The sequence below is a fragment of the Haloferula sargassicola genome (assembly GCF_040362925.1).
Classification (GTDB): domain Bacteria; phylum Verrucomicrobiota; class Verrucomicrobiia; order Verrucomicrobiales; family Akkermansiaceae; genus Haloferula; species Haloferula sargassicola.
Genome location: NZ_BAABRI010000035.1, coordinates 1 through 26,544, shown reverse-complemented (window position 1 = coordinate 26,544; position 26,544 = coordinate 1). Strand labels below are relative to the sequence as shown.

26 protein-coding genes and 2 tRNA genes are annotated in these 26,544 nt (G+C 64.5%); 10 read left to right on the top strand and 18 right to left on the bottom strand.

Annotated features, from left to right (window positions below):
* Window positions 1-277: 277 nt before the first annotated feature.
* Entirely contained in the window at window positions 278-1,057 is a 780-nt protein-coding gene (locus ABXH26_RS20100; RefSeq protein ID WP_353568898.1) for a PEP-CTERM sorting domain-containing protein, read from the bottom strand.
* 168 nt (window positions 1,058-1,225) lie between these two features.
* A complete protein-coding gene (locus tag ABXH26_RS20095) occupies window positions 1,226-1,885 on the bottom strand; it encodes a GntR family transcriptional regulator (RefSeq protein WP_353568899.1) in 660 nt (219 codons plus the stop codon).
* Between the two features lie 117 nt (window positions 1,886-2,002).
* On the opposite strand from ABXH26_RS20095, the gene madL reads away from it, so the two are divergent.
* The 4 genes from madL (at window position 2,003) to ABXH26_RS20075 (ending at window position 5,656) form a co-directional block, all read left to right on the top strand.
* Window positions 2,003-2,398, top strand: coding sequence for a malonate transporter subunit MadL (gene madL / locus ABXH26_RS20090; protein WP_353568897.1), 396 nt, complete (start codon window positions 2,003-2,005; stop codon window positions 2,396-2,398).
* Window positions 2,395-3,156, top strand: coding sequence for a malonate transporter subunit MadM (madM, locus tag ABXH26_RS20085; protein WP_353568896.1), 762 nt, complete (start codon window positions 2,395-2,397; stop codon window positions 3,154-3,156). Before madL ends, madM begins: the two co-directional genes overlap by 4 nt.
* Before the next feature lie 5 nt (window positions 3,157-3,161).
* A complete protein-coding gene (locus ABXH26_RS20080) occupies window positions 3,162-4,640 on the top strand; it encodes an acyl-CoA synthetase (RefSeq protein ID WP_353568895.1) in 1,479 nt (492 codons plus the stop codon).
* Between the two features lie 119 nt (window positions 4,641-4,759).
* On the top strand, window positions 4,760-5,656 hold the full coding sequence (locus tag ABXH26_RS20075; protein WP_353568894.1) for a PEP-CTERM sorting domain-containing protein: 897 nt from the start codon (window positions 4,760-4,762) through the stop codon (window positions 5,654-5,656).
* Window positions 5,657-5,800: 144 nt separating this feature from the next.
* Here ABXH26_RS20075 and ABXH26_RS20070 read toward each other — a convergent pair.
* The 3 genes from ABXH26_RS20070 to ABXH26_RS20060 all read right to left on the bottom strand — a co-directional run bounded on the left by ABXH26_RS20070 (window position 5,801) and on the right by ABXH26_RS20060 (window position 7,263).
* Window positions 5,801-5,877 (bottom strand) — tRNA-Pro (locus tag ABXH26_RS20070).
* Between the two features lie 8 nt (window positions 5,878-5,885).
* Window positions 5,886-5,962: transfer RNA gene (locus ABXH26_RS20065), tRNA-Arg, on the bottom strand.
* A gap of 128 nt (window positions 5,963-6,090) precedes the next feature.
* Window positions 6,091-7,263, bottom strand: a complete 1,173-nt coding sequence (locus ABXH26_RS20060; RefSeq protein ID WP_353568893.1) for a Link domain-containing protein — start codon at window positions 7,261-7,263, stop codon at window positions 6,091-6,093.
* A gap of 82 nt (window positions 7,264-7,345) precedes the next feature.
* Between ABXH26_RS20060 and ABXH26_RS20055 the strand changes: the two genes are divergently transcribed.
* The 3 genes from ABXH26_RS20055 to tsf all read left to right on the top strand — a co-directional run bounded on the left by ABXH26_RS20055 (window position 7,346) and on the right by tsf (window position 10,014).
* Complete coding sequence (locus tag ABXH26_RS20055; RefSeq protein ID WP_353568892.1) at window positions 7,346-8,203, top strand: GH25 family lysozyme; 858 nt, start codon at window positions 7,346-7,348, stop codon at window positions 8,201-8,203.
* Window positions 8,204-8,361: 158 nt separating this feature from the next.
* On the top strand, window positions 8,362-9,045 hold the full coding sequence (gene rpsB / locus ABXH26_RS20050; protein ID WP_353568891.1) for a 30S ribosomal protein S2: 684 nt from the start codon (window positions 8,362-8,364) through the stop codon (window positions 9,043-9,045).
* Between the two features lie 102 nt (window positions 9,046-9,147).
* Window positions 9,148-10,014, top strand: a complete 867-nt coding sequence (tsf, locus tag ABXH26_RS20045) for a translation elongation factor Ts (protein ID WP_353568890.1) — start codon at window positions 9,148-9,150, stop codon at window positions 10,012-10,014.
* A gap of 76 nt (window positions 10,015-10,090) precedes the next feature.
* Here tsf and ABXH26_RS20040 read toward each other — a convergent pair whose 3' ends face one another.
* Window positions 10,091-10,276 (bottom strand): hypothetical protein, encoded by a 186-nt coding sequence (locus tag ABXH26_RS20040; protein ID WP_353568889.1) that lies wholly within the window; start codon window positions 10,274-10,276, stop codon window positions 10,091-10,093.
* 210 nt (window positions 10,277-10,486) lie between these two features.
* Between ABXH26_RS20040 and ABXH26_RS20035 the strand changes: the two genes are divergently transcribed.
* On the top strand, window positions 10,487-11,281 hold the full coding sequence (locus ABXH26_RS20035; protein WP_353568888.1) for a PEP-CTERM sorting domain-containing protein: 795 nt from the start codon (window positions 10,487-10,489) through the stop codon (window positions 11,279-11,281).
* Between the two features lie 63 nt (window positions 11,282-11,344).
* Here ABXH26_RS20035 and ABXH26_RS20030 read toward each other — a convergent pair whose 3' ends face one another.
* Window positions 11,345-11,971, bottom strand: coding sequence for a response regulator transcription factor (locus ABXH26_RS20030; protein WP_353568887.1), 627 nt, complete (start codon window positions 11,969-11,971; stop codon window positions 11,345-11,347).
* A complete protein-coding gene (locus ABXH26_RS20025; protein ID WP_353568886.1) occupies window positions 11,968-14,982 on the bottom strand; it encodes an ATP-binding protein in 3,015 nt (1,004 codons plus the stop codon). The genes ABXH26_RS20030 and ABXH26_RS20025 overlap by 4 nt, the downstream gene beginning before the upstream one ends.
* Before the next feature lie 259 nt (window positions 14,983-15,241).
* Here ABXH26_RS20025 and ABXH26_RS20020 point away from each other — a divergent pair, with 259 nt between their 5' ends.
* Window positions 15,242-17,815 (top strand): thrombospondin type 3 repeat-containing protein, encoded by a 2,574-nt coding sequence (locus ABXH26_RS20020; protein WP_353568885.1) that lies wholly within the window; start codon window positions 15,242-15,244, stop codon window positions 17,813-17,815.
* Between the two features lie 74 nt (window positions 17,816-17,889).
* Here the strand turns inward: ABXH26_RS20020 and ABXH26_RS20015 are convergent, their stop codons facing one another.
* Window positions 17,890-18,237, bottom strand: a complete 348-nt coding sequence (locus ABXH26_RS20015) for a VOC family protein (protein ID WP_353568884.1) — start codon at window positions 18,235-18,237, stop codon at window positions 17,890-17,892.
* Between the two features lie 721 nt (window positions 18,238-18,958).
* Here ABXH26_RS20015 and ABXH26_RS20010 point away from each other — a divergent pair.
* The gene (locus ABXH26_RS20010) at window positions 18,959-20,038 is read left to right on the top strand and encodes a transporter substrate-binding domain-containing protein (protein ID WP_353568883.1); all 1,080 of its coding nucleotides are present in this window, start codon (window positions 18,959-18,961) and stop codon (window positions 20,036-20,038) included.
* A gap of 80 nt (window positions 20,039-20,118) precedes the next feature.
* On the opposite strand, the gene ABXH26_RS20005 is transcribed toward ABXH26_RS20010, so the two are convergent.
* The 9 genes from ABXH26_RS20005 to ABXH26_RS19965 form a co-directional block, all read right to left on the bottom strand.
* Window positions 20,119-20,811, bottom strand: coding sequence for a hypothetical protein (locus ABXH26_RS20005; protein WP_353568882.1), 693 nt, complete (start codon window positions 20,809-20,811; stop codon window positions 20,119-20,121).
* A gap of 472 nt (window positions 20,812-21,283) precedes the next feature.
* Window positions 21,284-21,646: a hypothetical protein gene (locus ABXH26_RS20000; protein ID WP_353568881.1), complete on the bottom strand. Its 363-nt coding sequence runs from the start codon at window positions 21,644-21,646 to the stop codon at window positions 21,284-21,286.
* A 122-nt stretch (window positions 21,647-21,768) separates the two neighbouring features.
* The gene (locus ABXH26_RS19995; protein ID WP_353568880.1) at window positions 21,769-22,104 is read right to left on the bottom strand and encodes a type II toxin-antitoxin system HicB family antitoxin; all 336 of its coding nucleotides are present in this window, start codon (window positions 22,102-22,104) and stop codon (window positions 21,769-21,771) included.
* Window positions 22,101-22,355 carry a type II toxin-antitoxin system HicA family toxin gene (locus ABXH26_RS19990; RefSeq protein ID WP_353568879.1) on the bottom strand — a complete coding sequence of 85 codons (255 nt, stop codon included), beginning with the start codon at window positions 22,353-22,355 and terminating at the stop codon, window positions 22,101-22,103. Before ABXH26_RS19990 ends, ABXH26_RS19995 begins: the two co-directional genes overlap by 4 nt.
* 186 nt (window positions 22,356-22,541) lie before the next feature.
* The gene (locus tag ABXH26_RS19985; RefSeq protein WP_353568878.1) at window positions 22,542-23,063 is read right to left on the bottom strand and encodes a hypothetical protein; all 522 of its coding nucleotides are present in this window, start codon (window positions 23,061-23,063) and stop codon (window positions 22,542-22,544) included.
* Between the two features lie 153 nt (window positions 23,064-23,216).
* Complete coding sequence (locus ABXH26_RS19980) at window positions 23,217-23,684, bottom strand: hypothetical protein (protein WP_353568877.1); 468 nt, start codon at window positions 23,682-23,684, stop codon at window positions 23,217-23,219.
* A 148-nt stretch (window positions 23,685-23,832) separates the two neighbouring features.
* Window positions 23,833-24,075 (bottom strand): hypothetical protein, encoded by a 243-nt coding sequence (locus ABXH26_RS19975; RefSeq protein ID WP_353568876.1) that lies wholly within the window; start codon window positions 24,073-24,075, stop codon window positions 23,833-23,835.
* 262 nt (window positions 24,076-24,337) lie between these two features.
* Window positions 24,338-25,087: a hypothetical protein gene (locus tag ABXH26_RS19970; RefSeq protein WP_353568875.1), complete on the bottom strand. Its 750-nt coding sequence runs from the start codon at window positions 25,085-25,087 to the stop codon at window positions 24,338-24,340.
* Window positions 25,088-25,517: 430 nt separating this feature from the next.
* The gene (locus tag ABXH26_RS19965) at window positions 25,518-26,219 is read right to left on the bottom strand and encodes a hypothetical protein (RefSeq protein ID WP_353568874.1); all 702 of its coding nucleotides are present in this window, start codon (window positions 26,217-26,219) and stop codon (window positions 25,518-25,520) included.
* Window positions 26,220-26,544: the final 325 nt, after the last annotated feature.

Genomic DNA, 26,544 nt, shown 5'->3' with positions numbered 1-26,544 from the left:
AGGTTGGGGCGTATCTCAGATGGAAGAACGCCGATCCCAAACCCATCCGATGGCAGTTCGACAATTCCCAGGCCCGCGTGAAACTCAGATCACTATATCCGTCCGTTTAAGGTTTATGGGATACTAGGGCGACCGCGCCGAATCTGCGACCTCCGGTGACGATTGGAGAGGCTGCGCCGCCAAGTGGATGCGCCTTTTTTCAGCCAGATAAACAAAGCCCGGTGACCGTGTCAGGCCACCGGGCGGATGGACAACCCAGAGAAGGCGATCGGAAAGCTCAGGCCTGACGGCGGCGGCGCATCAGCCCGACCAGACCCGCACCCAGAACCATCGCCAGGTGGCTGGGTTCAGGCACGGAGGAGATTTCCATGACTCCCAGATAAGCAAAGCCTCCTTGAAGAGCGTTGATGGTCACGTTGATGTTGCCGGAACCGTCGGGCTCGATGCCGGAGAAAGAGATGATCTCGTCATTGTTTCCGTTGTATCCACCGTCACCAATGCCGGTTCCCGAGGTGAGGTAACTGGCTGAGAACGGCCCGTTGCCGCCTTGAATGACATACTGGGTTTCGCGGGTGGAAGTGCTCTCCCGCGTTCCAAACAAGCGCAGATCGTAAGTCAGGCCGGGATCCAGTCCACTGATGACCAGGGAGGCGGTGTTGTTCAAAGCCGGGCTGCCCCCTGTTTCCGTGAACCAGTAATCCTGGGTCGCCGTCGCGATCGCAAAATCTCCGAGGAGGCCGGCGGAAGGAGCCAGCAGCCCCCCGTTGTTGACGCCGTTCGATCGCCAGATGCTGGTGGTGGTGACGTCGATGGTCGTGGCGACGTTGGAAGTGTCGACCAGATCGTTGTAGGCTTGGCCGGATGGAATCTGGAACTCGCCGCCGTTGTAGGTGAGGTTGTTCCAATAGTGGCCGTTGGTGTCGGGATTGACCGTCGGATTCCCTTGGACGCCATCGTGGCGACCAAAATCGATCAGGACAGTGGAACCGAAGGAAGGAATGGCGAGCAATGCCAACGCCACCAGAGGACGGGGGATGACCCGTTGAAAGGTTTGCATGAGTTTTCTTGGTTTTGGGTTCAGCGTGGAAATGCAGGAGCGACCCCTGCATTTCGACGATGGACGCAACCTTTCAGGTCGATGTCCGGACGTCAATCGGATTGTATACATGCCGAAGGAACGGGTTTCTCGGGCGACCGCCCGCGGCGGACGATCCGGCGTCGTGTCTCAAGCCTCCTTCGAAGCCTCCAAGGCGGTGTAGAGCAGGTGAAACTTCTCGCCTTGGACCGCCACGTGCGACCTGAGAGCCGACGCAGCGGCCTCTCCATCCCCGCCGCGAAGCGCTTCAAGGATCGTGCCGTGCTCCCGCATCGACTGATCCATGCGTCCTCGGGCCCTGAGCTGCATCCGGCGGAACGGGCGCAGCCGCTTCTGCAGCCGCTGCGCCTCCGCTTCGAGGAAACGGTTGCCCGCGGCATGGTAGATCGCCTGGTGGAACGCCTCGTTGGCGTGGTAATAGGCATCCGGATCCTCGTGCCGGACGGCCTCCCCACAAGTCCGGGCCGCCATGGAAAGCTCGACCAGCTCACCGGCGGAGATCCGTCTCGCGGCCAGCCGTCCGCACAAGCCCTCCAGTTCGGCCATCACCTCGAACATCTCCACCAATTCCACCACGCCCGGGTGGCGCACGAAGGCGCCTCGCCGGGGAACCAATTCGATCAGACTTGAGCCGGCGAGCATCCGCAGCGCCTCGCGCAACGGGGTCCGCGACACGCCGTAATGGTCCGCCAGCTGGACCTCGTCGAGACGCGTGCCATCTCCGAGTTCTCCCTCGACGATTCTCTCCTCCAGACTTTCCCTGATTTCATCCGCGCTCCGGCTGGCCATGCGCGGGCCACCATAGCCAATCAGGCTGACGGGCTCCAGCCGGTTTTCTCTTGTATGCACGGCGGCGGAAACGTTAGCCCTCGACGACTTCGGAAAGGTCCGCGATTTCCCGAACCCATGGCCATCTACGGCACTGCCCTGCTTTCCCTCTGCCTCCTCGCCGGCCTGATCGCAGGTCGCCTTCTCGGCATGCTGCTGGGACTCGATTCGAACGTCGGCGGAGTCGGAATCGCCATGCTGCTGCTGATCTGGGGCTCGGAGCGGCTCCGGCGCCTCGGTAAATTTCCGCCGGCCAGTGAACAGGGAGTCCTGTTCTGGAGTTCGATCTACATCCCGGTGACCGTAGCCATGGCGGCCTCGCAGAACGTCCGCGCCGCCGTCCAGGGCGGCGGCATCGCCATCGCGGCCGGGGTGCTGTCGGTGGCGGCGTGCTTCCTGCTGGTGCCGGTGGTGAGCCGGATCGGTAAGCCGGGCCCTCCCCGAACCACCCATCCGGAGTCCTCCACCCCATGAGCCAAGCCCTCGAGAAGCTGCTGGCCGACTACGCGCTGGTCACCGCCTTCGCCCTGGTCGGCGGTCTCATGGTCCTGTCGTACTTCATTTCCGGAAAGTTCACCGGCCGGCGTATCCACGGCTCGGCGATCGCCATCTTCCTGGGGCTCGTGCTGGCCTATCTGGGAGGCGTGGCGACGGAGGGAGACCACGGCCTGGCCGACATCCCGGCGCTGGCAGGGATCGGCCTGATGGGCGGGGCGATGATCCGCGACCTCGCCATCGTTTCCACCGCCATGGGCGTGAGCTGGAGAGAACTCCGCGAGGCCGGGCCCGGGGGCTTGGTGGCCCTGCTGCTCGGGGTGGCGATCTCGTTTTTCATCGGCGCCGTGATCGGCTACCTCGGCGGCTACCGGGATGCCGTGAGCCTGGCCACCATCGGCGGCGGCGCGGCGACCTACATCGTCGGCCCCGTCACCGGCACCGCGCTCGGTGCCAGCTCGGAAGTCATCGCCCTGAGCGTGGCCGCGGGTCTGGTGAAATCCGTGCTGGTGATGACCGCCACCCCCTTCGTGGCCCGCCGCATCGGGCTCGACAACCCGCGCTCGGCCATGGTCTTCGGCGGCCTGCTCGGGACTACCAGCGGCGTCGCCGGCGGTCTCGCCGCCACCGATCCCAAACTCGTGCCCTACGGGGCCATGACGGCGACCTTTTACACCGGCATCGGCTGCCTCGTCGGGCCATCCATCGTCTACTTCGTCCTCCGCGCCCTCGTCTGATCTCCATGCCTCCTGCCTCCGAACCACCCGTCGTTTCCCGCGCCCGCCTCCATCCCGATCGCATCGCGATCCTCGATGGCGACCGCCGCCACACCTACACCGAGCTGCTCGAAGCCTCCGAGCGGCTGGCCGCCCGGCTGCTCGACGGTCGGGATTCCCTCCACGGCGCGAGGGTCGTCTTCGACCTGCCGGCCGGCTTCGACTACGTGGCGGCGCAGTGGGCCATCTGGCGTGCAGGCGGGATCGCGGTGCCGGTCTCGCCCTCCGCCACCGCGGCCGAGCGAGGCTACCTCCTCGAGGACACCGGGGCCGAGGTGGTCATTTCCCGATCGGCCCACGGCGACGGGCTGCCCCGGATCGATCCCCGCGATCCTGGCGAACGCACCGCCACCGCGCTACCATCGATCGACCCCGCTGCGGCGGCCATGCTGCTCTATACCAGCGGCACCACCAGCCGGCCGAAGGGCGTGGTCAGCACCCATGCCGGCATCGCCGCGCAGATCGGCGCGCTGTGCCAGGCCTGGCAGTGGACCGCCGAGGACCGCATCCCGCTGTTCCTGCCGCTGCACCACATCCACGGCATCATCAACATCCTCGGCTGCGCCCTCTGGTCCGGGGCTAGCGTGGAGACCTTCGGAAAATTCAGCGCCGAGGCCGTCCTCCCGCGCGTCGCAGGCGGAGCCTATACGCTCTTCATGGCGGTGCCGACGATCTACGCCAAGCTGTCCCAGCGCCTCGAGAAGGGCGGCGACGAACCCGCCATCGAGGGTTTCCGCGCCCTGCGGCTGATGGTTTCAGGCTCCTCCGCCCTCCCGCCGACCCTGCTGCGGAAATGGCGGCAGCTCACCGGCCAGACGCTGCTCGAGCGCTATGGCATGACCGAGACCGGCATGATCCTCTCCAATCCCTACGAGGGTGAGCGCCGCAGCGGCACCGTCGGCCAGCCCGTCCCCGGCATGGAGGTGCGCCTGGTTCAGGAAAACGGAGCCATCAATGAGCCCGGCGAACCCGGCGAGATCCAGGTTCGCGGGCCGGCGGTCTTCCAGGCCTACTGGGAGCGCCCCGAGGCCACCGCAGAGGCGTTCGTGGACGGCTGGTTCCGCACCGGCGATCTCGGAATCCGGGAGGACGGCTACTTCCGCATCCTCGGCCGGCTGTCCGTCGATATCATCAAGAGCGGGGGCTACAAGCTGTCCGCCCTCGAGATCGAGGCCGCCTACCTCGAGCATCCCGCCATCCACGAATGCGCGGTGGTCGGCGTGCCCGACGAAGTGTGGGGCGAGGCGGTCGCCATCGCGATCGTCCATGGCGGCCCCGACGGTGCCCCGCAGCTCGACGAGCTTCGCGACTGGGGCCGCGAGCGGCTGTCCCCCTACAAGCTGCCTCGCCTCCTGACGGTCACCGATGCACTTCCCCGCAATGCCATGGGAAAGGTCGCCAAACGCGAAGTGGCCCGGCTTTTCCCCGGCCCCGCCGATCGCTGAGCAGCCTCGGACCGAGCCTCGAAGGGCTCGTTCATGTTGGGTTCAGGTTGAATGAGGTTGGCTCGGGACCGCAGGATGATACGCTGATCCATCCGTTCTCACCCCACTTCGACTCCCCGATGAAAAACCCACCTCGCCTGAACCGCCGGCACTTCTTCCTCGCCGGGTTGATCACGATCGCCTCCTCGGAGGCTGCGATCTTTTCCGAAAACTTCGATGATGGAAATGCCGCCAGTCGCTGGTCCGTCGTCAGCCAGCAGGAGGGCATCACCGGCCCCGACGGCAGCGTGGACTTTGCCTTCGATTACAGCACGCTCGGCCTCTCCAATCCGGCCGGCGGCAGCGACACCACCGGCGCCTTTCTGCAGTTCAACAAGACCGACAACGGTCCGATCAATGAGGGAGAATCCTACTCCATCTATCCGACCGGTGGCGACTTCTCCGGCATTTTCCGGATCGATCTCGACATGTTCGTCTACAACGACGGTGGCGGCGGTTCCACCGAGCACGGCATGATCGGCATCTTCCTCAACAATGCCGATCCGGTCAGTCCTTACGAATTCGGCACCAACGGCGGCCCGCTGGCCTGGGTCTATTCCGGCGAGGGTGGCGACGGCACCGGCGACCTCGGCGTTTACAAGGAAGGCAGTGCCACCAGCACCGGCTACAACCCCTTGGGCGACTACGCGGACAACCCCCTCATTCCGGGCTTCGATGCGACCTCCGGCCCCGCCGCCTCCAATCCCCGAGGCGCCTGGGTGGACGTGACCATCCGCAGCAACGGCACGCTCATCGAGTGGCTGCTCAACGGGGCCGTGGTCGATACCTACGACAACAGCGGCGGCTACTACACCAACGGCAACCTCCTCATCGGCGGCATGGATGTCTTCAACTCCGCCAACGCCAACAACGGCGTGATCGTGGACAACATCGTCGTCACCGTGCCCGAGCCGTCGATGGCAATGCTCTCCTTCGCCGGCCTCGTCGGTTTCCTCCGGCGGAAACGAGGCAAATGATCTCCCGGCAAGCTTGAGGAAAAAAAACCGAAGCTCTCCACGGGGGCGTCCTTCGCCGTAGAGGGAGAACGCGCGCCCGTCGGCTTCCCGGCCACCTCCCGGAAAACCAAACTCCCCCGCCCAATCAGCTTGGGCGGGGGAGTTTGGTCGGGGTAGCGGGATTCGAACCCACGGCCTCTTCGTCCCGAACGAAGCGCGCTACCAGACTGCGCCATACCCCGATGAAAGATGGCGCACCCGCAGGGATTCGAACCCCAAACCTTCTGATCCGTAGTCAGATGCTCTATCCAATTGAGCTACGGGTGCGTGTGGCTTTCGCCGGTCGCACCACTCTCGCGGCGCGGGCGGGAAGAAAGCGTCCACCACGGTCCGGTGTCAAGATTTTCGGTGGAGAAAATCCGGGCAAGCGGGAAATCGCCGGATCCCTCCCGCCCTCATGCCGGAAACTCTTCCTCCCTCACCGGGCCGTAGACTCCCGCTTCCTCGAGCGATTGCCGGATCTCGTCGGAAAGCGACCGGATCCGCTCCAGCCATGCCTCGTCCGAGCCGACGCGATCGAGCGGCAAATCGCCGACCCTCCGGAAGTGCCCGCGCACCACGCCGGCCAGGTCCTTGCCCACCCGTTTCGCCTCCACATGAGCCGGCCGGGGGCGGACCACCGGCAACCTTCCTGAAATCACCACCCGTCCGTCGGCCAGCCAGCTGGAGATCACGAGCCCGTCGCATTCCTTCCACGCTGCCTGGAGTTCCGGCGCGCGACGGCTGGGAACGAGATCGATCGCCTCACTATCGTGGAACTGCTCGCGAACCAGCGCCGGCGAGCGCTGGATTTTCAGAATGAGCAAGGTCAGCACCGCGAAGGGGTTCCAGCGGCGCACCCAGATGAGGCCGAGGAAAGGAAACCGATGCAGGTAGCTCGTGAACACCTTACGCCGGCGCATGCGGGGCTCTCCCGCTTCGGAGGAAACCCGCGCCTTGCCAGCCAAGCCCGCAAGCCCGGCCGCAGGGATGCCCCGGATCTCGAACCACCCGTCGCGTTCGCCGACGCAGCGGAGCTGGACCCTCGAGCGGGCGATCACCAGCGTGCCGAAACTCATCATGATGAAGATCGCCGCGGCAGGCAACATCCACGATTCGAAGCCGGCGAACAGGATCAGGAGAAACATGCCCAGCGAGCCCCAGTAGAGTGGTCGAGCCCAAGCCAGGTGCTTCGAAGGCCCGAAGCCGGTGGGATCGACCTGCCACCGGAGCAGGGCGGTCTTTCCCGAGCCGCGGCCGAGGGCGCGACTGAGGAAAGACAGCAGGAAGACACCAGCCGCCAGGGTGGTAAGGGGAAGGTCCACGTCCAGAAAGACGGTCAGGAGAAGCATCCCGCCGAAGACGACGGCCGAGGCGTAGCGGAGCACCTTCGCGCTGCTGCCCGGGGCCCGGAAGCGTGTGGCGGCGGGGGCCAGGAAACCATCGCTGCGGCCGCTGAGCAGGTCGATTTCCGGCAACCTCGCCCCGTCGCGGAAATACAGGCAGCCATCGCCGACCCGCCACTCGCCCGGTTTCCACTGGGGGGCGTCCATTTCCGTCGGCGGGGCATAGGGATTGGTCTCATCCACGGCTCCGGACCCAAGCGGGTTCCGACGGCCCGCACAAGCCGCCAGCTTGCGGTCCGGCAGCGGGCATGCTGGAGTCGGGCCGATGAAGTGGCTCACCCTCCTCGCGATCGTTCCTTTCCTCACCCAGTGCGGCGGCTTCGGCGGCACCAGCGTCAGCGATTCGCCGGCCGTGCTGAACGTCTCCAGCTGGGACCCGAAGGAAATCCAGCGCGGCGGCGACCGCTACTCCCGGCACGACGTTTCCGCCATGCGGCGAAACGGAGCGCTCGCCCTGATCGCCCGCTCCGCGAAGGGGCCCGCGCTCGATGACAAGTTCGCCGACTTCGCCAAGTCCGCCGACCGCGCCGGCATGATGGTCGGAGCCTACCACTTCGTGACCACCGGCGGCAGTGCCGCGGCCCAGGCGGATGCGTTCATCGATCGTGTCAAGTCGGTCGCCCGCAGCCGCGGGCTTTCGCACCGCCGCATCCTGCTGGTCGGCGATTTCGACACCCACTCCACGCCCGACCGCCTGGTGAGCTTCATCGAGCGCGTCGAGCAGCGCACCGGCGTGACCCCGGTCATTTACCTCGAGAACAGCGACGGCTTCCGCGCCCGCATGCGCGCCGCCAGCCCGGCGCAGAAGCGCGTCATCCGCCGCGCCCCCTATTGGCTGGCGCTCTACGGTCCCGGCGGCACCGAGCGCGCCATCGGCGGCGGCGGCCTGACGCCCGACTCGCTGTGCGAAATGTACGGCTGCTGGAGCGATTGGAAGATGTGGCAATACGGCGGCGTCACTTGGGAGAACGGCGGTTCGCGCGCCAAGCACTACAACACCTCCGCCTGGCGCAGCCCGCGGTATTTCGGAAACATGGCCCACCCGATGGAGCGCAGCGTCTTCCGCGGCAGTCCGGAGGAGCTGGCCGAGTTCTGGAACCAGCACGGCCTCGCCTGGTGGTGAGCCCGCGGCAAGCTTTTGCCTTGTCAAAGCAGGGCCGCTCCCCTATCCCGCGCGTCCCTTCCTCCGCCGCCGCACCACAACCGGGAGACCGAAGGACCGAAAATGCGGCGGGTTTCCCGAAACCCTCGCCCGACCTGAATCAAGGCGGGACACCTCAAATGATCAACGAACTCATCAACGACATGGTGGACGCCGGCGTCCACTACGGCCACCAGACCAAAAAGTGGAACCCGCAAATGAAGCCCTACCTCATGAAGGACAAGGGCGGGATCTACATCATCAACCTCGAGCAGACCGTCAAGTGCCTCGACAAGGCCTCGGACTTCCTCACCGAGCTCGCCGGCAAGGGCAAGAAGATCCTCTTCGTCGGCTGCAAGCGCCAGGCCCAGGAGGCCGTCCGTGAAGCCGCGGAAGCCACCAAGCAATTCTACGTCAATCACCGTTGGCTCGGCGGCATGCTCACCAACATGGCCACCGTCAAGAAGTCCATCGAGCGCCTCAAGTGGCTCGAGGGCCTCGAGAAATCGCCGGAATTCAAAACGATTTCCAAAAAGGAATACGCCGCCCTGACCCGCGAAATGCACAAGCTGCAGCGCAACCTCCAGGGCATCCGCGGCATGGACGGCCTGCCTGACGCGCTCGTGATCGTCGACTCCGCCCGTGAGTCGATCGCCGTCGCTGAAGCCCGCCGCCTGAACATCCCGATCGTCGCCCTGGTCGACTCGAACGCCGACCCGTCGATCATCGACTACCCGGTCCCGGCCAACGACGACTCCGTCCGCTCGATCCGCATCATCCTGCAGAACCTCGTCGACTCCGTCGTGGTCGGCAAGAAGGGCTGAACCGCCTGACGAAACCTTCACCCGGACGGGGCGGCAGGCTGGCGATCGCTCGACCAAGCTCCGCCCCGTTCGAATTTTCCGCCATTTCACCAATCCAGAACCATGATCACCGCATCACTCGTCAAAGAACTCCGCGATAAGACCAACGCGGGCATGATGGACTGCAAGAAGGCCCTCACCGAAACCAACGGTGACCTCGAGGCCGCCATCGACTACCTCCGCAAGAAGGGCATCGCCAAGGCCGCCGGCAAGGCCGACCGCGAGGCGTCCGAGGGCATCATCGCCGCCCGCCTGTCCGACGACAGCAAGACCGGCATCCTCATCGAGGTCAACTGCGAGACCGACTTCGTTTCCCGCAACGAGAACTTCGTCGGCTTCGTCGATGCCATCGCCGACGCGCTCGCCGCCTCCGACGCCAAGACCCTCGACGAGGCCCTGCAGGTCGACCTCAAGGGCATGACGGTCGAGGACTTCGTGAAGTCCAAGGTCATCGAGCTCGGCGAGAACATGCAGCTCCGCAAGTTCGAGCGGTTCGACGTCGAAGGCAGTGGCGCCATCGCCCAGTACATCCACATGGGCGGCAAGGTCGGCGTGCTGGTCGAAGTCGGCACCGAGCAGGGTGAAACCGCCGCCAAGGACGAGTTCCAGAACCTGATCAAGGACGTCACGCTCCACATCGCCGCCGCCAACCCGAAGGGCCTGGCCCGCGAGGACATCGACGACAGCGTGGTGGAGAAGGAGAAGGAAATCTTCCGCGTCCAGCTCGCCAACGAAGGCAAGCCGGCCGAAATGATCGAAAAGATCATCATCGGCAAGCTCGGCCGCTTCTACGCCGAGAACTGCCTCCTCGAGCAGGCCTTCGTGAAGGATCCGGACACCACCATCAAGAAGCTCGTCGAAGGCACCGGCAAGCAAGTGGGCGACACGCTGGTCGTGCGCCGCTTCGTCCGCTTCGGCCTCGGCGAATAAGCCGTCCGCGGTTTTTTTTCAAACGCCCGTCTCCTTCGAGGAGTCGGGCGTTTTTTTGGGGGGCTAAAACGGAGCCTTACTGCTCGTCGCCGTTCACCTCGTTGGTATCGGCCGGCTGCGGCACCGGCTCGCTCGGAGCCACCTCCGTCGCCGGGGATTCGGGGCGGGTCATCGGATCGTCGGCCGGCTTTTCACAGGAAAAAAGGGCGCAAGCACCGGCCAGACCGGTGACGAGGAGAAAGAAAGTCCAAAGGTGTTTCATGATGGCATGTGGGTTCCCGTCATGCTCGACCGGGCTTCCATGGCATTCAAACGGTTTCGGCGATGATGCCGCCGCGGCTCGGCCGCCTGAGGGCTGCCCTACCACCAGAGGTAGGAATTGCCGACGGAGCTGCGGACGCTTGTTGGACCAGAGGGGAATGCGTCATGCTTGCCGACGATTTCATCATCCAAATCCACCAAACCCGAAACCATGAATCCGACACCCCTCCCCTTCCCGAACCGAAGCCTCGGCCGGCTGCTGCCCGCCTGCGCGGCGCTCCTGCTCGCCCCGGCCTTTCCGGCCCACGGCGCGGTCACGCTGAGCGACGCCGGAGCCACTGCTCCGTCCGCCGGCAGCGATGGCATCGCCCAGACCAACAGCGCCGGCGCCACCCTCGGCTATATGGACTACAGCAACAACGGCGGCGGAGTCGGCCAGTCGTTCACCCTGAGCGCCGGTTCCGACTACCAGCTGAACTCGATTTCCCTGCAAGTCGGCGGCGACCGCGGGGGTGACGTGTGGAACGGAACCTGGAACCTCCAGATCGTGCGCTATTCGAATGACACCTCGGGCGGCTTCGGCGCGCGCAACGTGGACGGCAGCGAAGGCGGCACGCTCGACCCGCAGTATGTCGATCCTGTCAACGCTTTCCGCGAGCAGCAGTTCGCGGGCATTCCGGCCATCGCCGCGCCGGCGGTGGGAAACTGGGTCACCATCACCTTTTCCGGCACCGACATGATGACCCTCGAGGGAGGCTACACCTACGCCTTCGCGCTTGCCGGCACCCAGGGCTGGCAACAGTTCCTGGTCTCCGATAGCGACAGCTACACCGGCGGCGAGCGGTTCGCCTCCTGGGGTGGCAGCGACCAAGCCGATGACTGGGTGCGCGATCAAGCCAACCAAGACCGGGCCTTCGTGTTGAACCTGACCGCCGTGCCCGAGCCCTCGGCCCTCGTTCTCGGCGGACTCGGCGTGTTGGGCCTGGCCCGGCGGCGCCGCGGCTGAACCTCGACCGCATGCCTCCCGAGCGGGCCGGTTCGTCCGGCCCGCTTTTTTTGTGAAGGCGGATCAGCCCGGCCCGCGGAACTTGAGCGCCGCCTCAACCCGCGAGCGGACGTGGAGCTTGGCGTAGATGTGCTTCAAGTGCCAGCGGACGGCCTCGATGGTGACGCTCATCCGCTCGGCGATCTCCTTGTTGGTGAAGCCGAGCGACACGCACTCCAGCACCTCGCGCTCCCGCGGGGTCAGATTCTCCACCTCCTCGGCCGCCTGCGTCTGGTCCTGGAAATGGATGATCACCTTGCGCGCGATCTCGCCACTCATCGGCGCGCCGCCCTGGTGCACGTCGCGGATCGCCGTCAGCACCTCATCCGGGCTGGAGCGCTTCAGGAGATAGCCTGAGGCCCCGTGACGCAGGGCGCTGAAGATGCGGTCCGGATCCTCGTAGACGGTGACCATGATCACCTGCACCTCGGGCAGGATTTTCTTCAGCCGCCATACGCACTCGATGCCCGACATCCCGGGAAGCTGGATGTCCATCAGCACCACCTCCGGCGCGTGGCGCGGGAGCTTGGCAAGCGCGCTCTCCGCGGTGTCGCACGAGCAGGCCACGCGGAAATCGGGCGAGAGGTTGATGATGGTTTCCAGCCCCTCGCGGGTGGTTTCGCTATCTTCGACGATGCCGACTTTGATCATTCGTTTTCAGGATTGAGCTTCAGACGGAAGCGGACGGTGGTCCCGCGGCCGGGCCCGGATTCGATGAAACACACGCCACCGAGACCTTCCATCCGTCCCTTCATCCCGGCAAGTCCGTCACTTCCCGGCCGGGCGTTTCCTTCCTCGAATCCGCAGCCGTCATCGGCGATCGCGACCTCCAGCCAGCCGTCCTCGACGCCGATCTTCAGCTTCACCTCCGCCGCGCCGGAGTGGCGCACGACGTTGGTGAGCGCCTCTTTGAAGGCGAGGAAAAGATCATGACGGCGGGCGGCCTCCAACGGGTGGCCATCGGTCGAGCGCTCGATGTTGAGGCGGCAGCGGATGCCTGCGAGTTCCAGGAAACGCTGGGCAAACATGGAAAAGTAGCCCGCCAGGTCGGTCACCGAGTCGTAGGCGGGGTTCACCGCCCAGACGATCTCATCCAGCCCGGTGACCAGCCCGTGGCACACGCCGTCGAGCCGGTTGAGGTAGTCGCTCTTCTTGGCCTCCGGCAAATCCCGGCGCTTGATCAGCGAGGTGAGGATGCCCGCCTCGGTCAGCTTCGAGCCCAGCTCGTCGTGGAGGTCGCGCGCCACCCGCGTGCGCTCGCGCTCCATCTCGCGGTGGCGCTCCACCCTCTGGCGGCCCTCGATTTCCTCGGCCAACTGGCGGCTGCGGTGGGCCACGGTCCGGCGCAGCCCGTGCACCCAGCCGAGCGCCAGCAGCAGCGCCCCGGTCAAGGTCGCCAGCACCATGACCGTGTGGCGGGTGGTCCACCACGGGCCGCGTTGGAGCACGGTGAGGTCCGCGGCATGGCCCACCAGCAGCTCGAAGGGCTCGGCGCGCGGCGAGGAGGCCGCCACATAGACGCCCGCCACCTTGACCGTGCTGTCGCGGCCGAGAGCCTTCGAGTTTTTCGAAGCCTCGGGCATGCGCACCACGAAACGCTGGCCGCCGGAGCGCAGCTCGAGCACGCGGCCGCGTTCCCGCGGGGAGTCGCTGAGCACCGTGGCCACCAGCTCGACCCGCGAGGCATCCAGCGTGGGGTCCGGCAGGTCGGACGGGGAAACGGGCTCCGGCGGCGGCAGCGGACCCTTGCCCGTCCGGCGGATGCGGGCATCCATCAGCACCGGCGAAGGGCCACCCAAGCGCGGGAAGCCGGCCACTTCGATGCGGTCCCCCGGCGCGAGATCGGCGGTGTCCTCGCAGACGGCGCGAAATGCCGCCGTTCCATCCGTCACGAACAATTCCGGCGCCTGCACGGACAGCAGCGTGCCCGGAACCCGAACCCGCCGGAAGCGGCTCGTGTGGGAGGTGAAAAGCAGCAGGTCGGCGGCCTTCATCCGCGGCGCCTCGAACGGCTCGTCCGAGGCGGCCGCTTCGATGCTCATCCTGGCGTTCCCGAGGTAGATGTTCCCCGCGATCACCTGGCCCGTGTTCCAAGCCCACGTCGCGGTAAAGACTCCACGCAGCCGCACCACGCTGCCGGCCAGCGATCGCATGGCAGCCTCATCGGCCGGATCATAGGGTGGCGGATAGAAACGACTGAAGTTCAAGGTCAGGTCGCCGTCTCGCGTCAGCAGCACCATCTGGTGCTCGCCCGCGGAAACGATCGCCCCTTCCAGCTCGACCATCTCCGCATCGAGGCCGCCACTGACGATCTGTTCCCACGACGGCCGGGCAGGCTCGGGCAGCGGGGCGCGGCTGCCATAGCGCGCCTCCGCTCCCCGCAGCATCGGCGAGAAGTCACCGGGATCCGTCACGCCGTCGATTTCCCAGCACTCGCCGACACGCGGGTGCCCCACCGAATCCCGGGACGCGTAGCGCACGTAGACGCCACCCGTCGGATCCTGGATCACGAGAAATTCAGGCGCCGCCATCGTGATGACGCCGCTGACCGTGACGGGGCGCGCCTGCGAGGCCTCATCCGGCTGGAGGCGGCGGATCTGGCCGATCTCCACCACCCGGCCGGCGGCGGATTCCTCCGCACCCAGCACCTGCACGTCGCCGGCATCGACCACCAGCAAGCCATCCTGCCGGGCGAGGCCGGAAAGCACCACCCGCTGGTGCGGCAGGGCCGCCGCTTCCAACGCATCGCGATCATCCACGACCACCTCCGTCGTTCCTCCCCGCCCCTGGAGTTCCAGCATCAGCAGATGGTCCTCCCGCGCGGCGAAGGTGACGCTGCCTTCCATCGTCACCCACCGGTCGTTCACCTCCGCCTGCGGCTCATGCTCCGCAGCACCCGCCAGCAGCTCCGTTTCCACCCCCTCGGGTCCGAGCCAGAGCTTCGATCCGTCATCCGAACTCAGGAAAAACGTGTAGTCCCCCTGCCGCGGGAGCAAAAGCCGGCCGGAGAAGACCAGGGCGGCATGCTCGGCCCGCGTCAACAAGCCGATGCCCGGCTCCGCGGCGATGCCCCCGGCCGTCGGCGGCAACGCGGAAAACTCCGGCAGCCCTGGCCAGTCCTTGCCCTCATAGGCCCGGTAAACCAGGCCCGGCACCAGGCGACCCCGCTCGTGATGCCCATAAAAAGCTTCCGGCACCGTTTGCCGCGGCAGACCCGGTCCCTCGATCTCCAGCTCCAGCGCGCCCTCGGAAAGTCCGTTGAAATACTCCAGGCGGAACGGGTGCGGGCCTTCGTCGAGATGGATCGACACGCTGCGCTCCCAGCGGGAGTGATGCCCGTCGTTATCGATCACCGGCGCCGTCCCGACCTCGATGACCTGCTTGCCACGGACCACGCAGCACTCGTTTCCGGAAATCCTCAGCCGCACACCGGGCACCCACTCCGGCTTCACCTCCGGCAGCTCCACCGCGACCGCCCCCGAATCGTCCCGCAGCACCATCCATCGCTCTCCCGCCCCACAGACCGTTCCCTCCACGGAAAAGCTCGCCACCATCACCCCGCAGGCCTCCACCCGGCGCTCCAGCTCTGCCAGCGTCAGCGTCTCCGCACCGGCGCGAGTCCGCGCCCCGAGCAGGACGAGAACGAAGAGGAGAAGTCGCATCGGGATTCGCATCGGCGAGGGAAATCTTGGCATGCGGGTGCGGGTGGGCATCGAGCCCCGGCATCCGCTTCACGCCATTCCTACCGCCTTCGGTAGGTTATCAAAAGCGGTTCCTCACTGCTACGTTCGGATGCTGGATGGTCGGACCACGCCCCCTCGGTGGCACCGCCCCATCCCTTCAACCCAACCCGAAAAACCCATGACCACCCTCCGACCGGACGCCCCGGCTCTTCGGCCTTTCCCAGGGCCCTCTCCTCGATTGACCTGCCTTTTCCTGGCGCTCGCCCCCGCCCTTGCCAGCGCCACCGATTTCCCGATCGGCGTCAATTTCGGCGAAAACGCCGCCTACCAACTGGCGCCCACCGAGTCCGCCGGCGCCCCCGGCTTCATCCAGGACCACTGGAACAACCTCGGTCGCTGGGGCAACCCCACCGTGCTCAACGACCACACCGGCACCGCCACCGCCGTGACCCTGAAATGGGACGCCACCGGCATCTGGCAATCCGGCGCCAACGAAGCCCTCGGCGGCAATCACAAGCTGATGAAGGGCTACCTCGACTCCAACGGCACTCTCATCAACGCCGACTTCAACGGCGTCTTCGGCAGCGATGACGACAAGCCGACCCTCCTGATCACCGGCCTCGACACCTGGATGGCCGATCAGGGGCTCACCTCCTACAAGGTCGTCGTTTATTCCGAAGGCGACTCGAATGCCGGCGACCGCGCCACGCGCGTGTGGCTCGCCGAAGCCGATGCCGCCTCGCCGGTCAATGGAGATCCCGGCCTGGGCGCAGACCTGACCGAGCGCGTGGACATCATCGATCAGTCGGGCTGGGGGGCGGATCCCACCTTCGTCCGCGTCACCGGCACCTCCGGCGTCGGCAACTACACCGTCTTCAACGGCATCACCGCCAGCTCGATCTATCTCCGCATCGAGGAGGCCGGCTCCAACCCCTGGCGTTCACCCATCAACGGCTTCCAGATCGTCGGCACCGATGTTCCTCTCGCCGACGATTCCGATTCCGACGGCCTGCCCGATCTCTGGGAGGAAAACTACGGCCTCGATCCGGCCGACGATGGCTCGGTCAATCCCGACAACGGCCCCGACGGAGATCCCGACCACGACAACCGCACCCACCTCCAGGAATACAATGACGGCACCAATCCGGTGAAGGCCGACAGCGACGACGACGGACTCGACGACGGCGAGGAGGCCGCCCTCGGCACCCTGCCCCTGGATCCCGACACCGATGACGACGACTTGCCCGATGGCTGGGAGGTCGACAACGGGCTGGACCCTCTGGACGACGGCACCGCCGATCCCGACCAAGGCGCGAACGGCGATCCCGACAACGACCTTTTCCTGAACATCCAGGAGTATGAGATCGGCACCGACCCGCAGGACGAGGACACCGATGACGACGGCTACACCGACGCCGCCGAGGACCTTTTCGGCTCGTGGGCGGGCACCGATGCCACCGGCACCGATCCCCGCAAGGCCGATACCGACGACGACGGAATCCCGGACGGCGAGGAAAACCCCGACCTCGATTACGTGGCGGGCGTCACCCCCGGCACCGACCCGAACTTCGCCGACACGGACGGCGACGGGCAGACCGACCGCTGGGAATTCCTCCTCGGCACCGATCCCACCGACGAGGCAGACAAGCAGCCCATGGTGGATGTGGTGAACCCCGGCTTCGAGCTTCCCGAGATCCCCGCGACGACGTCCTACCTGACCGAGGTGCCTGACGGCTGGTCGATCGCCCGCGCCCCGGTGACCGACGAGGTCTTCGTGGAAACGCTGGCATCCCTCGGCCTGATCGGCGGAGAGGGCCTCCAGTATGCCGGCATCCAGGACATCGGAAACTATATCTATCAGGATACCGGCGTGCCCTTCGAGCCGGATACCACCTATATCATCGATCTCGCAGGGAGCACCCGCGGCGGCTTCGATGTGGGCGTGGTCGAGTTCGGACTGTTTTCCAGCGATGACATCGGCACGCCGGTCGCCGGCTACCCCGGCCGCATGGATCTTGCCGGCATCCGGACCGCTTCCGGAAACCCGGACGCGGACAACCTCGAGAACCACTTCCGCGATGCCACGGCGCTGGCGACCATCGGCTCCGGCCTCCTCGGCCGCCCCTATGTTCTGGTTACGGGAAGCACCGTACCTTCCGGCAACCTCGTGGCCTACATCCGCCACGCCAGCGGCTTCCGCGTGATGTTCGACAACATCCGCATCATCGCGATCCCGAACACCGTCGACCACGATTCCGACGCGCTGCCCGATGCCTGGGAACTCGCCTCCAACCTCTCGAACCAGGACGATGGCAGCACCCTCGCCCTCAACGGCCCGAACGGCGATCCCGACAACGACAGCAGCCTCAATGCGAACGAACTCGCCACCGGCTCCAACCCGCAGGACCCCGATACCGATGGCGACGGCCTCGACGACGGCGTTGAAACCGCCACCGGCATTTTCGTCGGGGCATCGGACACCGGCACCAGCCCCATCGCCGCCGACACGGATGGCGACGGTTCCAGCGACTCCGACGAAATCCTTGCCGGCACCGATCCCAACGACCCGCTCGATTTCCCCTTCACCGGTGGGCCGACGGTCAGCGCCGCCGCCTTCAATGGCGCCGCCTTCGAGATCACCGTCGAGGGTCTCGATCCCGCCAAGACCTACACCCTCGCCCGCAGCACGACCATGGAAGGCTTCACCGCCCTCGGCGATCCGGTCACCGGCACCGATCAGGTCACCTTCAGCGATCCCGCCCCGCCCACCGGGCGCGCCTTTTATGTGATCGAAGAAGTCACCGCGCCCTGACGACTCGCACGTCCTCCGGTTCATCTCACCTCCCGCGTCCCGAAAAAGGGTCGCGGGAGGTTTCGTTTTCAGGCTCAGGCTCGCCGCTGGGTCATCATGAACTCGTTTCCCTCGGGATCGATGCACATCGCGAGGTGCAGCGGATCCTCCTCGGTATCGACCGGCTCGCGGGTCAGTGATCCGCCGCAGGCCTGCAGCCTGGAAATGCCGGCCCGCAGGTCATCGAGCTGGAAGGACAGGCCGGTCCATGTCCGCTTTCCCTCGCCCCCGCCATGGATCCCGATGGTCGCGCCCGCGATGACCACCTCGCTCCACACCTCCGACTCCATCCCGACCGTTCCCTCGAACAAGTCCCGATAAAACGCGGCGCACCGCTTCCAGTCCGCCGCCCACAGCACGTATTTCACTTTCTCCACCTTCACCCCGCCAAGCTATCCCCACGCGCTGCGAAGGCGGAATCCAGAAAAGCAAAAACCATCGCATCGAGCCCGCCTCCATCCGCACCTCGTCCCTCAGCACTGGTGGGTGGACCGCCAGGCGAACTCATCGCATCGTGCCCGCCCCCATCCGCACGTAGTTCCCCCTTCAGGGGGTTGCACAAGCAGAGCCCCCTCGCCCGGCCCAGTCCATCGCTCCACCACTCGAGCCCCGTCACCCCAGGGGAGCCCTCCCCTCCGTATCTCCTCCCTGAAGAGGAAACAACCTACAGCCCACCGTCCCGACCGCCCTGATCACCCCGCGCGTAATTCACTTTCTCCACCCTCATCCCGCCAAGCTATCCCCATCCGCTGCGCATCCGCACCTAGTCCCGCAGCGCTGGTGGGTGGACCGCCAGGCGAACTCATCGCATCGAGCCCGCCCCCATCCGCACGTAGTTCCCCCTTCAGGGGGTTGCACAAGCAGAGCCCCCCGCCCGGCCCAAGTCCATCGCTCCGCCACTCAAACCTCTCCCTGAGGCGACAACAGCCCACCCTTGCCCCTCGCCCGATCCCCCCAACCCATAGGCCTGCCACCGGATTCCCTTCCTCCGTCAGGGTGCCACCCCGGATCGCCCCCTTTCTCCCATTTCCTTTTGCCTTTCCCCGATCCCGCATCGAACGAAGGAAGAACACCCTCGACGCCCGAACTCTTCCTCCCGACGCCATGACACGCCTCCTCGCCTTCTTTTCCCTGCTCCTCGCCACCGCCTTCGCGCAGGAAACGCCCGCACCGCCAGCGTCCGAAGAGCCGCTCGTCGTCGCGGTCCGCGAGGTCCCGCCCTTCGCCATGAAGGACCAGGGCGGCAACTGGGAAGGCCTCTCCGTCGATCTCTGGCAGGACGTCGCCGACAAGCTCAACCTCAACTTCACCTGGCAGGAAATGCCGCTCGGCGAGACGCTCGATGGCATCCGCGACGGCTCCGTCGATATCGGGGCCGCCGCCCTCACCATCACCGCCGCGCGTGAGGAAACCATGGACTTTTCCCACCCCTACTACGTCAGCGGGCTCGGCATCGGACATGTGGCCGATCGCGAAAGCGCCTGGATCTCCACCCTGAAAGGCTTCCTCTCCATCGAGTTCCTCAGCACCATCGCCAGCCTCGCGCTGGTCCTGCTCATCGCCGGCTTCGCCGTCTGGTGGTTCGAGCGAAAAGCCAACCCGGAGGAATTCCAGCACGGCGCCAAGGGCCTCATGGCCGGCTTCTGGTGGTCGGCCGTGACCATGACCACCGTCGGCTACGGCGACAAATCCCCGCGCACCCTCGGCGGCCGCATCGTCGCCCTGATCTGGATGTTCGCCAGCCTCATCATCATCGCCGGCTTCACCGCCGCCATCGCCTCGTCCCTCACCGCCAACCGCCTCAAGGCCGACATGCTCGCCTCCCGCCCGCTGGCCCAGATGACCGTCGCCGTGGTCGAGGACTCCAACGGCGACGGCTACGCCACCAACGCCGGTGCCAAAGTACGACGTTTCCCGTCGGTCGAGGAAGCCGCCCGCGCGGTCAAGAACGGCCAGGCCGACGTCGTCCTCCACGACGCCCCCATCCTCCGCTACCTCGCCCGCACCTCCGCCGACTGGATGGACGTCGCAACCAAGGAGCTCGTCCGCGACGACTACGGCTTCGCCCTCGCCAGCGGCAGCCCCCTGCGCGAACAGATCAACCCCGCCCTCCTCACCATCCTCCACGAGGACGCCTGGAAAAACATGCAAGCGAGATATCTCGGAGAGCCGGAGGGAGAGTGAGGAGCTCGACGCCTCATGCTGCAGGCCTTGTAAGCGGCCGCGACTCGCCCGCCGGAATGACGGTCAACTCGATCTGCCGTTCACTCTTCGCCCCCAGCGACTCGATCAGGCAGCGGGAGGGGTCGGCCCCGGGAGCGCCCATCCAATTCAGGTTGAGGTTTGTCGCCACCCTCCGAATTCGACTCGGATCGGGTGGTGGGTTGTCCAGCGCCGACTTGATCGCTGCTAGCTTGTTGACTTACGACCCGATGGTTCCTCAACTCATATTGGATACGACAATCAATCCCGTCACCGCTCTTCGATGCATTACTCCCCCTCAATACAATCTCCAAAGAACTACTGCCTTCGGACCATGCGAAATCTGCAACGCGAGTGTGATAAAGATCCTTCCGCTTCAAGCGGGATGCCGCATCTGAAATGCTCCAAAGCAGACCATCGAATCCCTGCACTTCGGATACACGACCGTTCTCTTCGACGCGGTAAAGCATGGCAATCGACTCCCCTGAACCCGTCTTCTGTGTCCGAAGTAGCCAGTGCTCGTCGGGGGAAATGTTGTAAATCCCAGGCCAAGCCAAACCCGACAATCGGACCTGGGAAAAGCCCGTGTTCCGAAATCGGACAATCTCGAGGAACTCACCATCGCCCTGATCCCTGCCACCCTGAAAGTCTTGAGCAACCTCAAATCGACCGCTGCTCGCCTTCACCGCGATTCGTTCCTCCGCGTGAACTGCGGAGGCCACGATGAACCAAGCGATGGTCATCGTTGTCTTCATTCTCTCGCGACGTCGAAGGACACAGGACCCCTGACCGAGGCGTGGCTTCGACTGTGGGTGGAGGTTGGAATGGTCATGGCGGCTAGAACTTGCGCCGCATCGGGGATTCCGTGCTTCGACTGGTGTGTGCCGAGCATGGGCGCGTTGTAAACGGGGTTCAAGTCCCCTGTAGGAATACCGGGCCGAACCGAATGAATGTGTCCCAACCAGCGGCCGGACGCGGCAGCCGACAACGCCGGTAGGCGGAGCATGGACGGGACCGCACCGGGCTCGATAGCGCCCAGCTGACTGAACCGAAGGGATTTGGCGGAGCCTGACGCAGGGGGGCAACCGCCGTGGAGTGGAGGGAAGCATGTGGTCAGACGGGAGCGGGCTGCGGTCCGTCTCCTGACGCGGGCCTCCCCCGCGTCTGATCGGAACCGGCGTGTAATGACCCACCCATACGCACGGGGACCCGATTGGCTTTTTTGCGTCAGATCGTGAGCAGGTCTCCCTCGGCGGAGAATTCGCCAACCTCCATTTGAATCCAGATCCCTTCTCGCGTCAGCCGCTTGTCGGTAATCCTCGCCCAGAACGGTTCCGTCCACTGATCGCCCGAATCGTCTCCAATCCACATCTCTCCAGTGAATTCGATCTGCTTTGACTTCCGACGTCTGCACTCTGGGCCATGGAGCCCATCATGGTAGCAATAGGGTCGCGCCGCTCCAAACAGCTGATCTGCCACGGCTTGCATCCAAAGATTGATGCCGTCGTCGTAAAACGTGGCGGGCTTGCCTTCGAGCAACTGCAAAAAGCAGCTCGCCAGCTCGGTTCCTGCTCTGGCTCGACTCTCCATTCCTGCCGAATGCTATAGGCCACCACCCCGCTACCGGGAGCGCCAGTCCGATTCAGAATACAAGCTACTCACGCACCTCAAGCTCCGGCTCGCGGCCGGTAGCGGGGTTGGGTGCGGCTTTGTTAGCCTTTGTTTGGGTTGGCCAGCTCACCGAGTCGTGAAGCAATCCAATTATTCAGACTCTCTCCTTCGTCAGCGCTAAGCTCCACCAAGCGTCTATGGAGCATGGGATCGACACGCAGCAGGAACTTGCCGGAGAATGGCTTGTCCGGCTCCTCTCCTCTCTCCTCGCAAAAGTCCAAGTAGTCATCCACGGAGTCTTCGAAGGATTGCTTCAGCTCATCGACCGTCGTTCCCTGAAATGTTACCACGTCGCGTAGCCCAATGACCTCGCCGTGAAAGACTCCCGCTTCGTCATCAAACCGGACCGATCCGTTGTAGCCCTTGTAGTTCATCATGGTTGTACTCCTGCTTCGGTTAAGAATCGTCTCATCGACTTCACCGCACCTTTGTCGGTCGTCGGCTGTGGGTGAGGACGATGAAAAACTGCCCTGACTCCGTTCAGCGCTATGCGGACCCGTGATCCACGGCCCTCTGAAATCTCAGCACCCAAAGCTCGAAGTAGCGACTCGATGTCGCTCCAAGCAATGGACGCCTGAACCGGGGGCCGAAAGATGGCAGCCAGAGTAGCGCGATGGCGGTTGTTCAAAGCCCGAGAACGATACCACGATTCGGTATCGTGTCAACCTCGGATTTTTCGGGCTAGCAACGTTTGGGGCCTGGTACCCGCTACCGGGAGCGCCTGTCGGACTCAGGGTAAAGGTTTCTAATCACGGTTCAATCTCCGACTCGCGGCGGGGTAGCGGGTTGTCCGCCCACGCCTTGTTCGCCTTCTTCATTTTTTGACGGGGCGGCCGGAGGAATCAACCAAGGTCGCAGTAATGAACATCTTCCCTCCGCCTTCGAGCTCAACCTGCTTGGTCGCTCCGTCCTCAAGATTGAGGTGGATCCAGGCTTCTTGAGTTTCGAAGCGTGTCGCTACGCCATCGGCATTCTTGTTCGTGGTACGCCGCAGGAGGTTCTTCCCAGAAATCCGGATCGCTCCATCGACCAGTTCTGGGGACCAATCGACTACGACACCGCAAGGCACCACGGATTCTTTGAGAGTCGATGTCCCTGTATGAAACTCCTGAATCACCTCGATAGTAGCGATCTCCCCAGTCTTCGCTGTCACCGCTGGCAATCGAAGGGTCCCACCTGTGGCTTTGAGTGCATCCCGGGTGTTCGGAGAGAGATCAGATAGCCACTTCACGTCAACGCCCTCGTATCTTGCGTCGATTCGGATTGTTGCCTGTTCAGCCAGAAGTGGCATGAGCATTCCAGAGGTCAGGACGAAGATTGCAGTGATTGTTTTCATGGATTTTCTGTCGAACGTCTGAGAACAGGCGGCCCCGACCCTCATGGCGGCGCTCCGATTCTCGTTCCCGGATTAAATCACCAAGACCGCCCCGCAACAAGGCCGCGGTAAGGGGTCGCCCTGCTTCGACTAATCTTGTTCGACTTGCCTTTCCTACTTCACGACGAGGGTCCGAAGCCCCTTGAGTAGCGTGTCGTCAAAGATGCTGCTCCCTCCGTATGGGCTTCCCGTGAATCGGTCCTTCCTGCGCCGAACCTTCTCCAGCCGCTTCACCGCAACTCTACGACCTTCTCCGAGGAGCTTGCTATCCTTCACGTATTCGAGGTGCGCCACGTAAACCCTACCCTTCGAGTCCTCGAATACGAACTTCTCTACCGGCCCGTAGAATGGCTCATCCTTCCAGGATCTTTCACAGTAATCCGCAATAATCCCATCAAGGGTCAAATCGCCTAAATCAATCTGCCCAACAAACTCTCCCTTTGCGGTCCATCTCGAAGGTTCCCCAGTAAGCTTGGATCGCACATGCTCAGGCGTCTCTACGCGCTCCTCACGATAGACCCTGATGGTCTCTGCATGGATTCCTGTCGCAAATAGAGCAAAGGCTAGAGCGGGGATTCTCATTTTTTGTCGATTGAGGTAGGGACGCCGGTCATCCGGCGCCCCCCCCCTCGCAGATCCCGGCATGCGGAATGACCGCACCGGGCTCCTCGGATGGATGCGCTTCGATTCCGCGACGCCGTTGGCTTCTGTTTCTGACTTCATCGTCTACTCAAGCTCTCCCGGCTTGTCGAGCCTCCCGCCAGCTCCAGGGTAACGGGGTTTCCAAGATCTTCGGCCGCGGCATCTTCCACCGCTCCCACGCTTCGGCAAACTCCGCCCAGGTGAAGCTGCGCCGCTGGCTGCGGCGGTGCCACCATTTGAAGGCCAAGCGCCGGACGTGATGCAGCAGTTGCCACAAACGCACCGAATTCCCGATCACTCCGAAGTAGCGGCTGCGAACGACGGCTTTCACCGTAAAAGCGCCCATGCTTCGCCGCGTTTCCGGAAACCCCGCTCCACCGGCGGCTCGCCCCTCTCCCGGCGCGGGCGAATCCCGGAGCGATTCGCCCCGCGGCCCCCGCGGAGGTCGTCAAACGGCCATCCGCCGCCGCCCGATCAGGGCAAGTCGTTGACCCACCGACGCGGATTGAAACCGCAAGAGCGATAGCCACACCGCCCGCCCAACCCGCCTGGGCCCGTTCAACAACCGATAGCTTCGGGGCTACCGCCCGAAGCTATCTTTGGGATTGGCCTTGTTGTTTTCGGTAGGCGCCCTGACGCTCACGGAACTCACGAAAGCGTTGCTGCTGGTTGGGCAGGTCAGCCATCGCGTTGGTAAACGCAATGACGCCGAAGATCAAAAAGATGCTGTAGCTCGCGAGGTTGCCGCGCACGACCGCAGCTGAAATCTGTGCGCGGTCGTGGTCAGGAAGACGCTTCGCTACAGTCCGTCGCTCTATCCAGACCGACCCCATCCAAAAAGGAATCAGCATCACCAGCCACGCTGCCGCGCTACCCACATTCATCCACTCTGTAGGCATCATCCCACCGAAAAACGCAGTCTGCATGGCCGTCGAAACCACGGCTGGATGCGTCTCGAGCCCAACTGCCGACGCTCCCAATGAAATCGGAATCAGGCCGACAATCCACAGGAGCCACGCAAATGGGATCCCGACGATGGTGGACTTCCAGTTGGCATTTAAGGCGTGTCGATAGGATTCAGGGTAACTCAATCGAAGTCCTCTCATCAGGAACCATCCTTCGATCGCGGCAATCACGAGAATACCGATCAGCGTCGCGAAGCTGTGGGGCAGGAACGATGGAAGCGCGACATTTGCGAGCATTCTTTTGTGGCGATTGAGGTAGGGACGCCGGTCATCCGCCGCCCCCCTCGCAGATCCCGGCGTGCGGAATGACCGCACCGGGCTCCTCGGATGGACGCGCTTCGATTCCGCGACGCCGTTGGTTTCTGTTTCGGACTTCATCGTTTACTCATGCTCTCCCGGCTTGTCGAGCCTCCCGCCAGCTCCAGGGCAATGGGGTTTCCAAGACCTTCGGCCGCGGCATCTTCCACCGCTCCCATGCCTCGGCAAACTCCGCCCAGATGAAGCGTCCTGATCCGTCTCTTCAGTCACGCAAGGATGCCGGACCTTAGCCCCGGGTTCACCCCCGGGGACCTCCAACCTCAAAGCCCAACTCAAAACTCGAGCCGCGGATGGGTGCAGGATTCCAGAAGGCTAGCCAAATGGGCGAAGTACGAGACCGCTCCCTTCCAGACCAAACACAGGTAGGGATAAAACGGCGCAAGCCGAAGATAGTGGGTGATACCCAGCCTCCCGATCTACCGGAAGAGGCGGCTGGCGATTGGGAGACCAAGCATGGGGTCGGCAGGCGGGTTTGTTCAAAAAGAAGGAGTCAAGCCTGCTCCGGCTCGGTGGGTTCGGGCGTTTCCCCCGCGCCGTGGGTGGCGGGGCGGTCGACGATGACGCGGGCGGCTTCGTAGGCGGCGAGGAAATCAGGGGCGGTTTTGCGGAAGATGACGGCGAGGCGGTCGAGCCGGTCGTGGGAGGCGCGAAGCTGGACGAAGAGTTCCGGCAGCGAGACGGTGTGGGCGCTACGCTTGGCGATGGCGACCCGGGGCGAGCCGATGAGGCCCTGGTAGTTTTCGACGGCGGCATCGAACTGCTCGAGTTGCTCGGCGGAGACGCCGTAGTTGGCAAGCGCGGCGGGATCGAGCGCGCGGGCGGCCTGGAGCAGGTGGTAGGCGAGGTCGTCGGCCTCGGCATCGGTGGCGTAGTAGAGGTCCGAGTAGCTCTGGTTGAGCTTGGCGGCGGCTTCCAGATCGCCCTGGGTTTCGGCCAGAACGCTGGCGGGGGCGCCGAGGTCGGCTCCGAGCCGGGCGATGGTTTTCTTGGCAATTTCCTTCTGCTGGGTGAACGGCCGGGTATCGATGCCGGACTGCCCCCGTGAGCCACCCTGAATGCGGGCGATGAGGGCTCGCGAGGTGGCCACCTCGCTGGCGAACGCGGGCAGGCCGCTCCACACGCTCTCGTTCTGGTCAAGCAGCTCGTCGGTCACGACGGCCATCTTCAGGTAGTTCAATTGGTCTTGTTCCATGGTATTCCGTGAGGTTCTGCGTAGATCTGCGTGGACAGGCGAGTCATGACAAGAGGATTTGCGCATCAACTGTGACATGGGGAATCCGATCATGCTTGGAAATGGGAAACCGCGGATGGACAGATGGGGGGCCCCGGAGGGGGCTCGGAGATGAGGCGGTGGTGGAAAGGTCCTATCTTCCATGGATCCCCGGCAGGGGCGGTGGAATCCGCGGAGAAGCTTTTCGATGCCGCGCTCTCCCCCGCCCCTGCCGGGGCTGGATGTGACCGGGACGGGTTCCGGTGGTTGTCACCACCGGCTAAGTTCCCAAGTCCCTCCGGGACGA

Coding starts and splice junctions, on each gene's coding strand:
- ABXH26_RS20000 (WP_353568881.1), bottom strand. CDS start 21,646: ATGGAGAGTCGAGCCAGAGCAGGAACCGAGCTGGCGAGCTGCTTTTTG.
- ABXH26_RS20010 (WP_353568883.1), top strand. CDS start 18,959: ATGACACGCCTCCTCGCCTTCTTTTCCCTGCTCCTCGCCACCGCCTTC.
- ABXH26_RS20055 (WP_353568892.1), top strand. CDS start 7,346: ATGAAGTGGCTCACCCTCCTCGCGATCGTTCCTTTCCTCACCCAGTGC.
- madL (WP_353568897.1), top strand. CDS start 2,003: ATGGCCATCTACGGCACTGCCCTGCTTTCCCTCTGCCTCCTCGCCGGC.
- ABXH26_RS20025 (WP_353568886.1), bottom strand. CDS start 14,982: ATGCGACTTCTCCTCTTCGTTCTCGTCCTGCTCGGGGCGCGGACTCGC.
- ABXH26_RS20030 (WP_353568887.1), bottom strand. CDS start 11,971: ATGATCAAAGTCGGCATCGTCGAAGATAGCGAAACCACCCGCGAGGGG.
- ABXH26_RS19970 (WP_353568875.1), bottom strand. CDS start 25,087: ATGAAGTCCGAAACAGAAACCAACGGCGTCGCGGAATCGAAGCGCGTC.
- ABXH26_RS20095 (WP_353568899.1), bottom strand. CDS start 1,885: ATGGCCAGCCGGAGCGCGGATGAAATCAGGGAAAGTCTGGAGGAGAGA.
- ABXH26_RS20080 (WP_353568895.1), top strand. CDS start 3,162: ATGCCTCCTGCCTCCGAACCACCCGTCGTTTCCCGCGCCCGCCTCCAT.
- tsf (WP_353568890.1), top strand. CDS start 9,148: ATGATCACCGCATCACTCGTCAAAGAACTCCGCGATAAGACCAACGCG.
- ABXH26_RS19980 (WP_353568877.1), bottom strand. CDS start 23,684: ATGAGAATCCCCGCTCTAGCCTTTGCTCTATTTGCGACAGGAATCCAT.
- ABXH26_RS20040 (WP_353568889.1), bottom strand. CDS start 10,276: ATGAAACACCTTTGGACTTTCTTTCTCCTCGTCACCGGTCTGGCCGGT.
- ABXH26_RS19985 (WP_353568878.1), bottom strand. CDS start 23,063: ATGAAAACAATCACTGCAATCTTCGTCCTGACCTCTGGAATGCTCATG.
- ABXH26_RS20035 (WP_353568888.1), top strand. CDS start 10,487: ATGAATCCGACACCCCTCCCCTTCCCGAACCGAAGCCTCGGCCGGCTG.
- ABXH26_RS20075 (WP_353568894.1), top strand. CDS start 4,760: ATGAAAAACCCACCTCGCCTGAACCGCCGGCACTTCTTCCTCGCCGGG.
- ABXH26_RS19965 (WP_353568874.1), bottom strand. CDS start 26,219: ATGGAACAAGACCAATTGAACTACCTGAAGATGGCCGTCGTGACCGAC.
- ABXH26_RS20005 (WP_353568882.1), bottom strand. CDS start 20,811: ATGAAGACAACGATGACCATCGCTTGGTTCATCGTGGCCTCCGCAGTT.
- ABXH26_RS20100 (WP_353568898.1), bottom strand. CDS start 1,057: ATGCAAACCTTTCAACGGGTCATCCCCCGTCCTCTGGTGGCGTTGGCA.
- madM (WP_353568896.1), top strand. CDS start 2,395: ATGAGCCAAGCCCTCGAGAAGCTGCTGGCCGACTACGCGCTGGTCACC.
- ABXH26_RS19995 (WP_353568880.1), bottom strand. CDS start 22,104: ATGATGAACTACAAGGGCTACAACGGATCGGTCCGGTTTGATGACGAA.
- rpsB (WP_353568891.1), top strand. CDS start 8,362: ATGATCAACGAACTCATCAACGACATGGTGGACGCCGGCGTCCACTAC.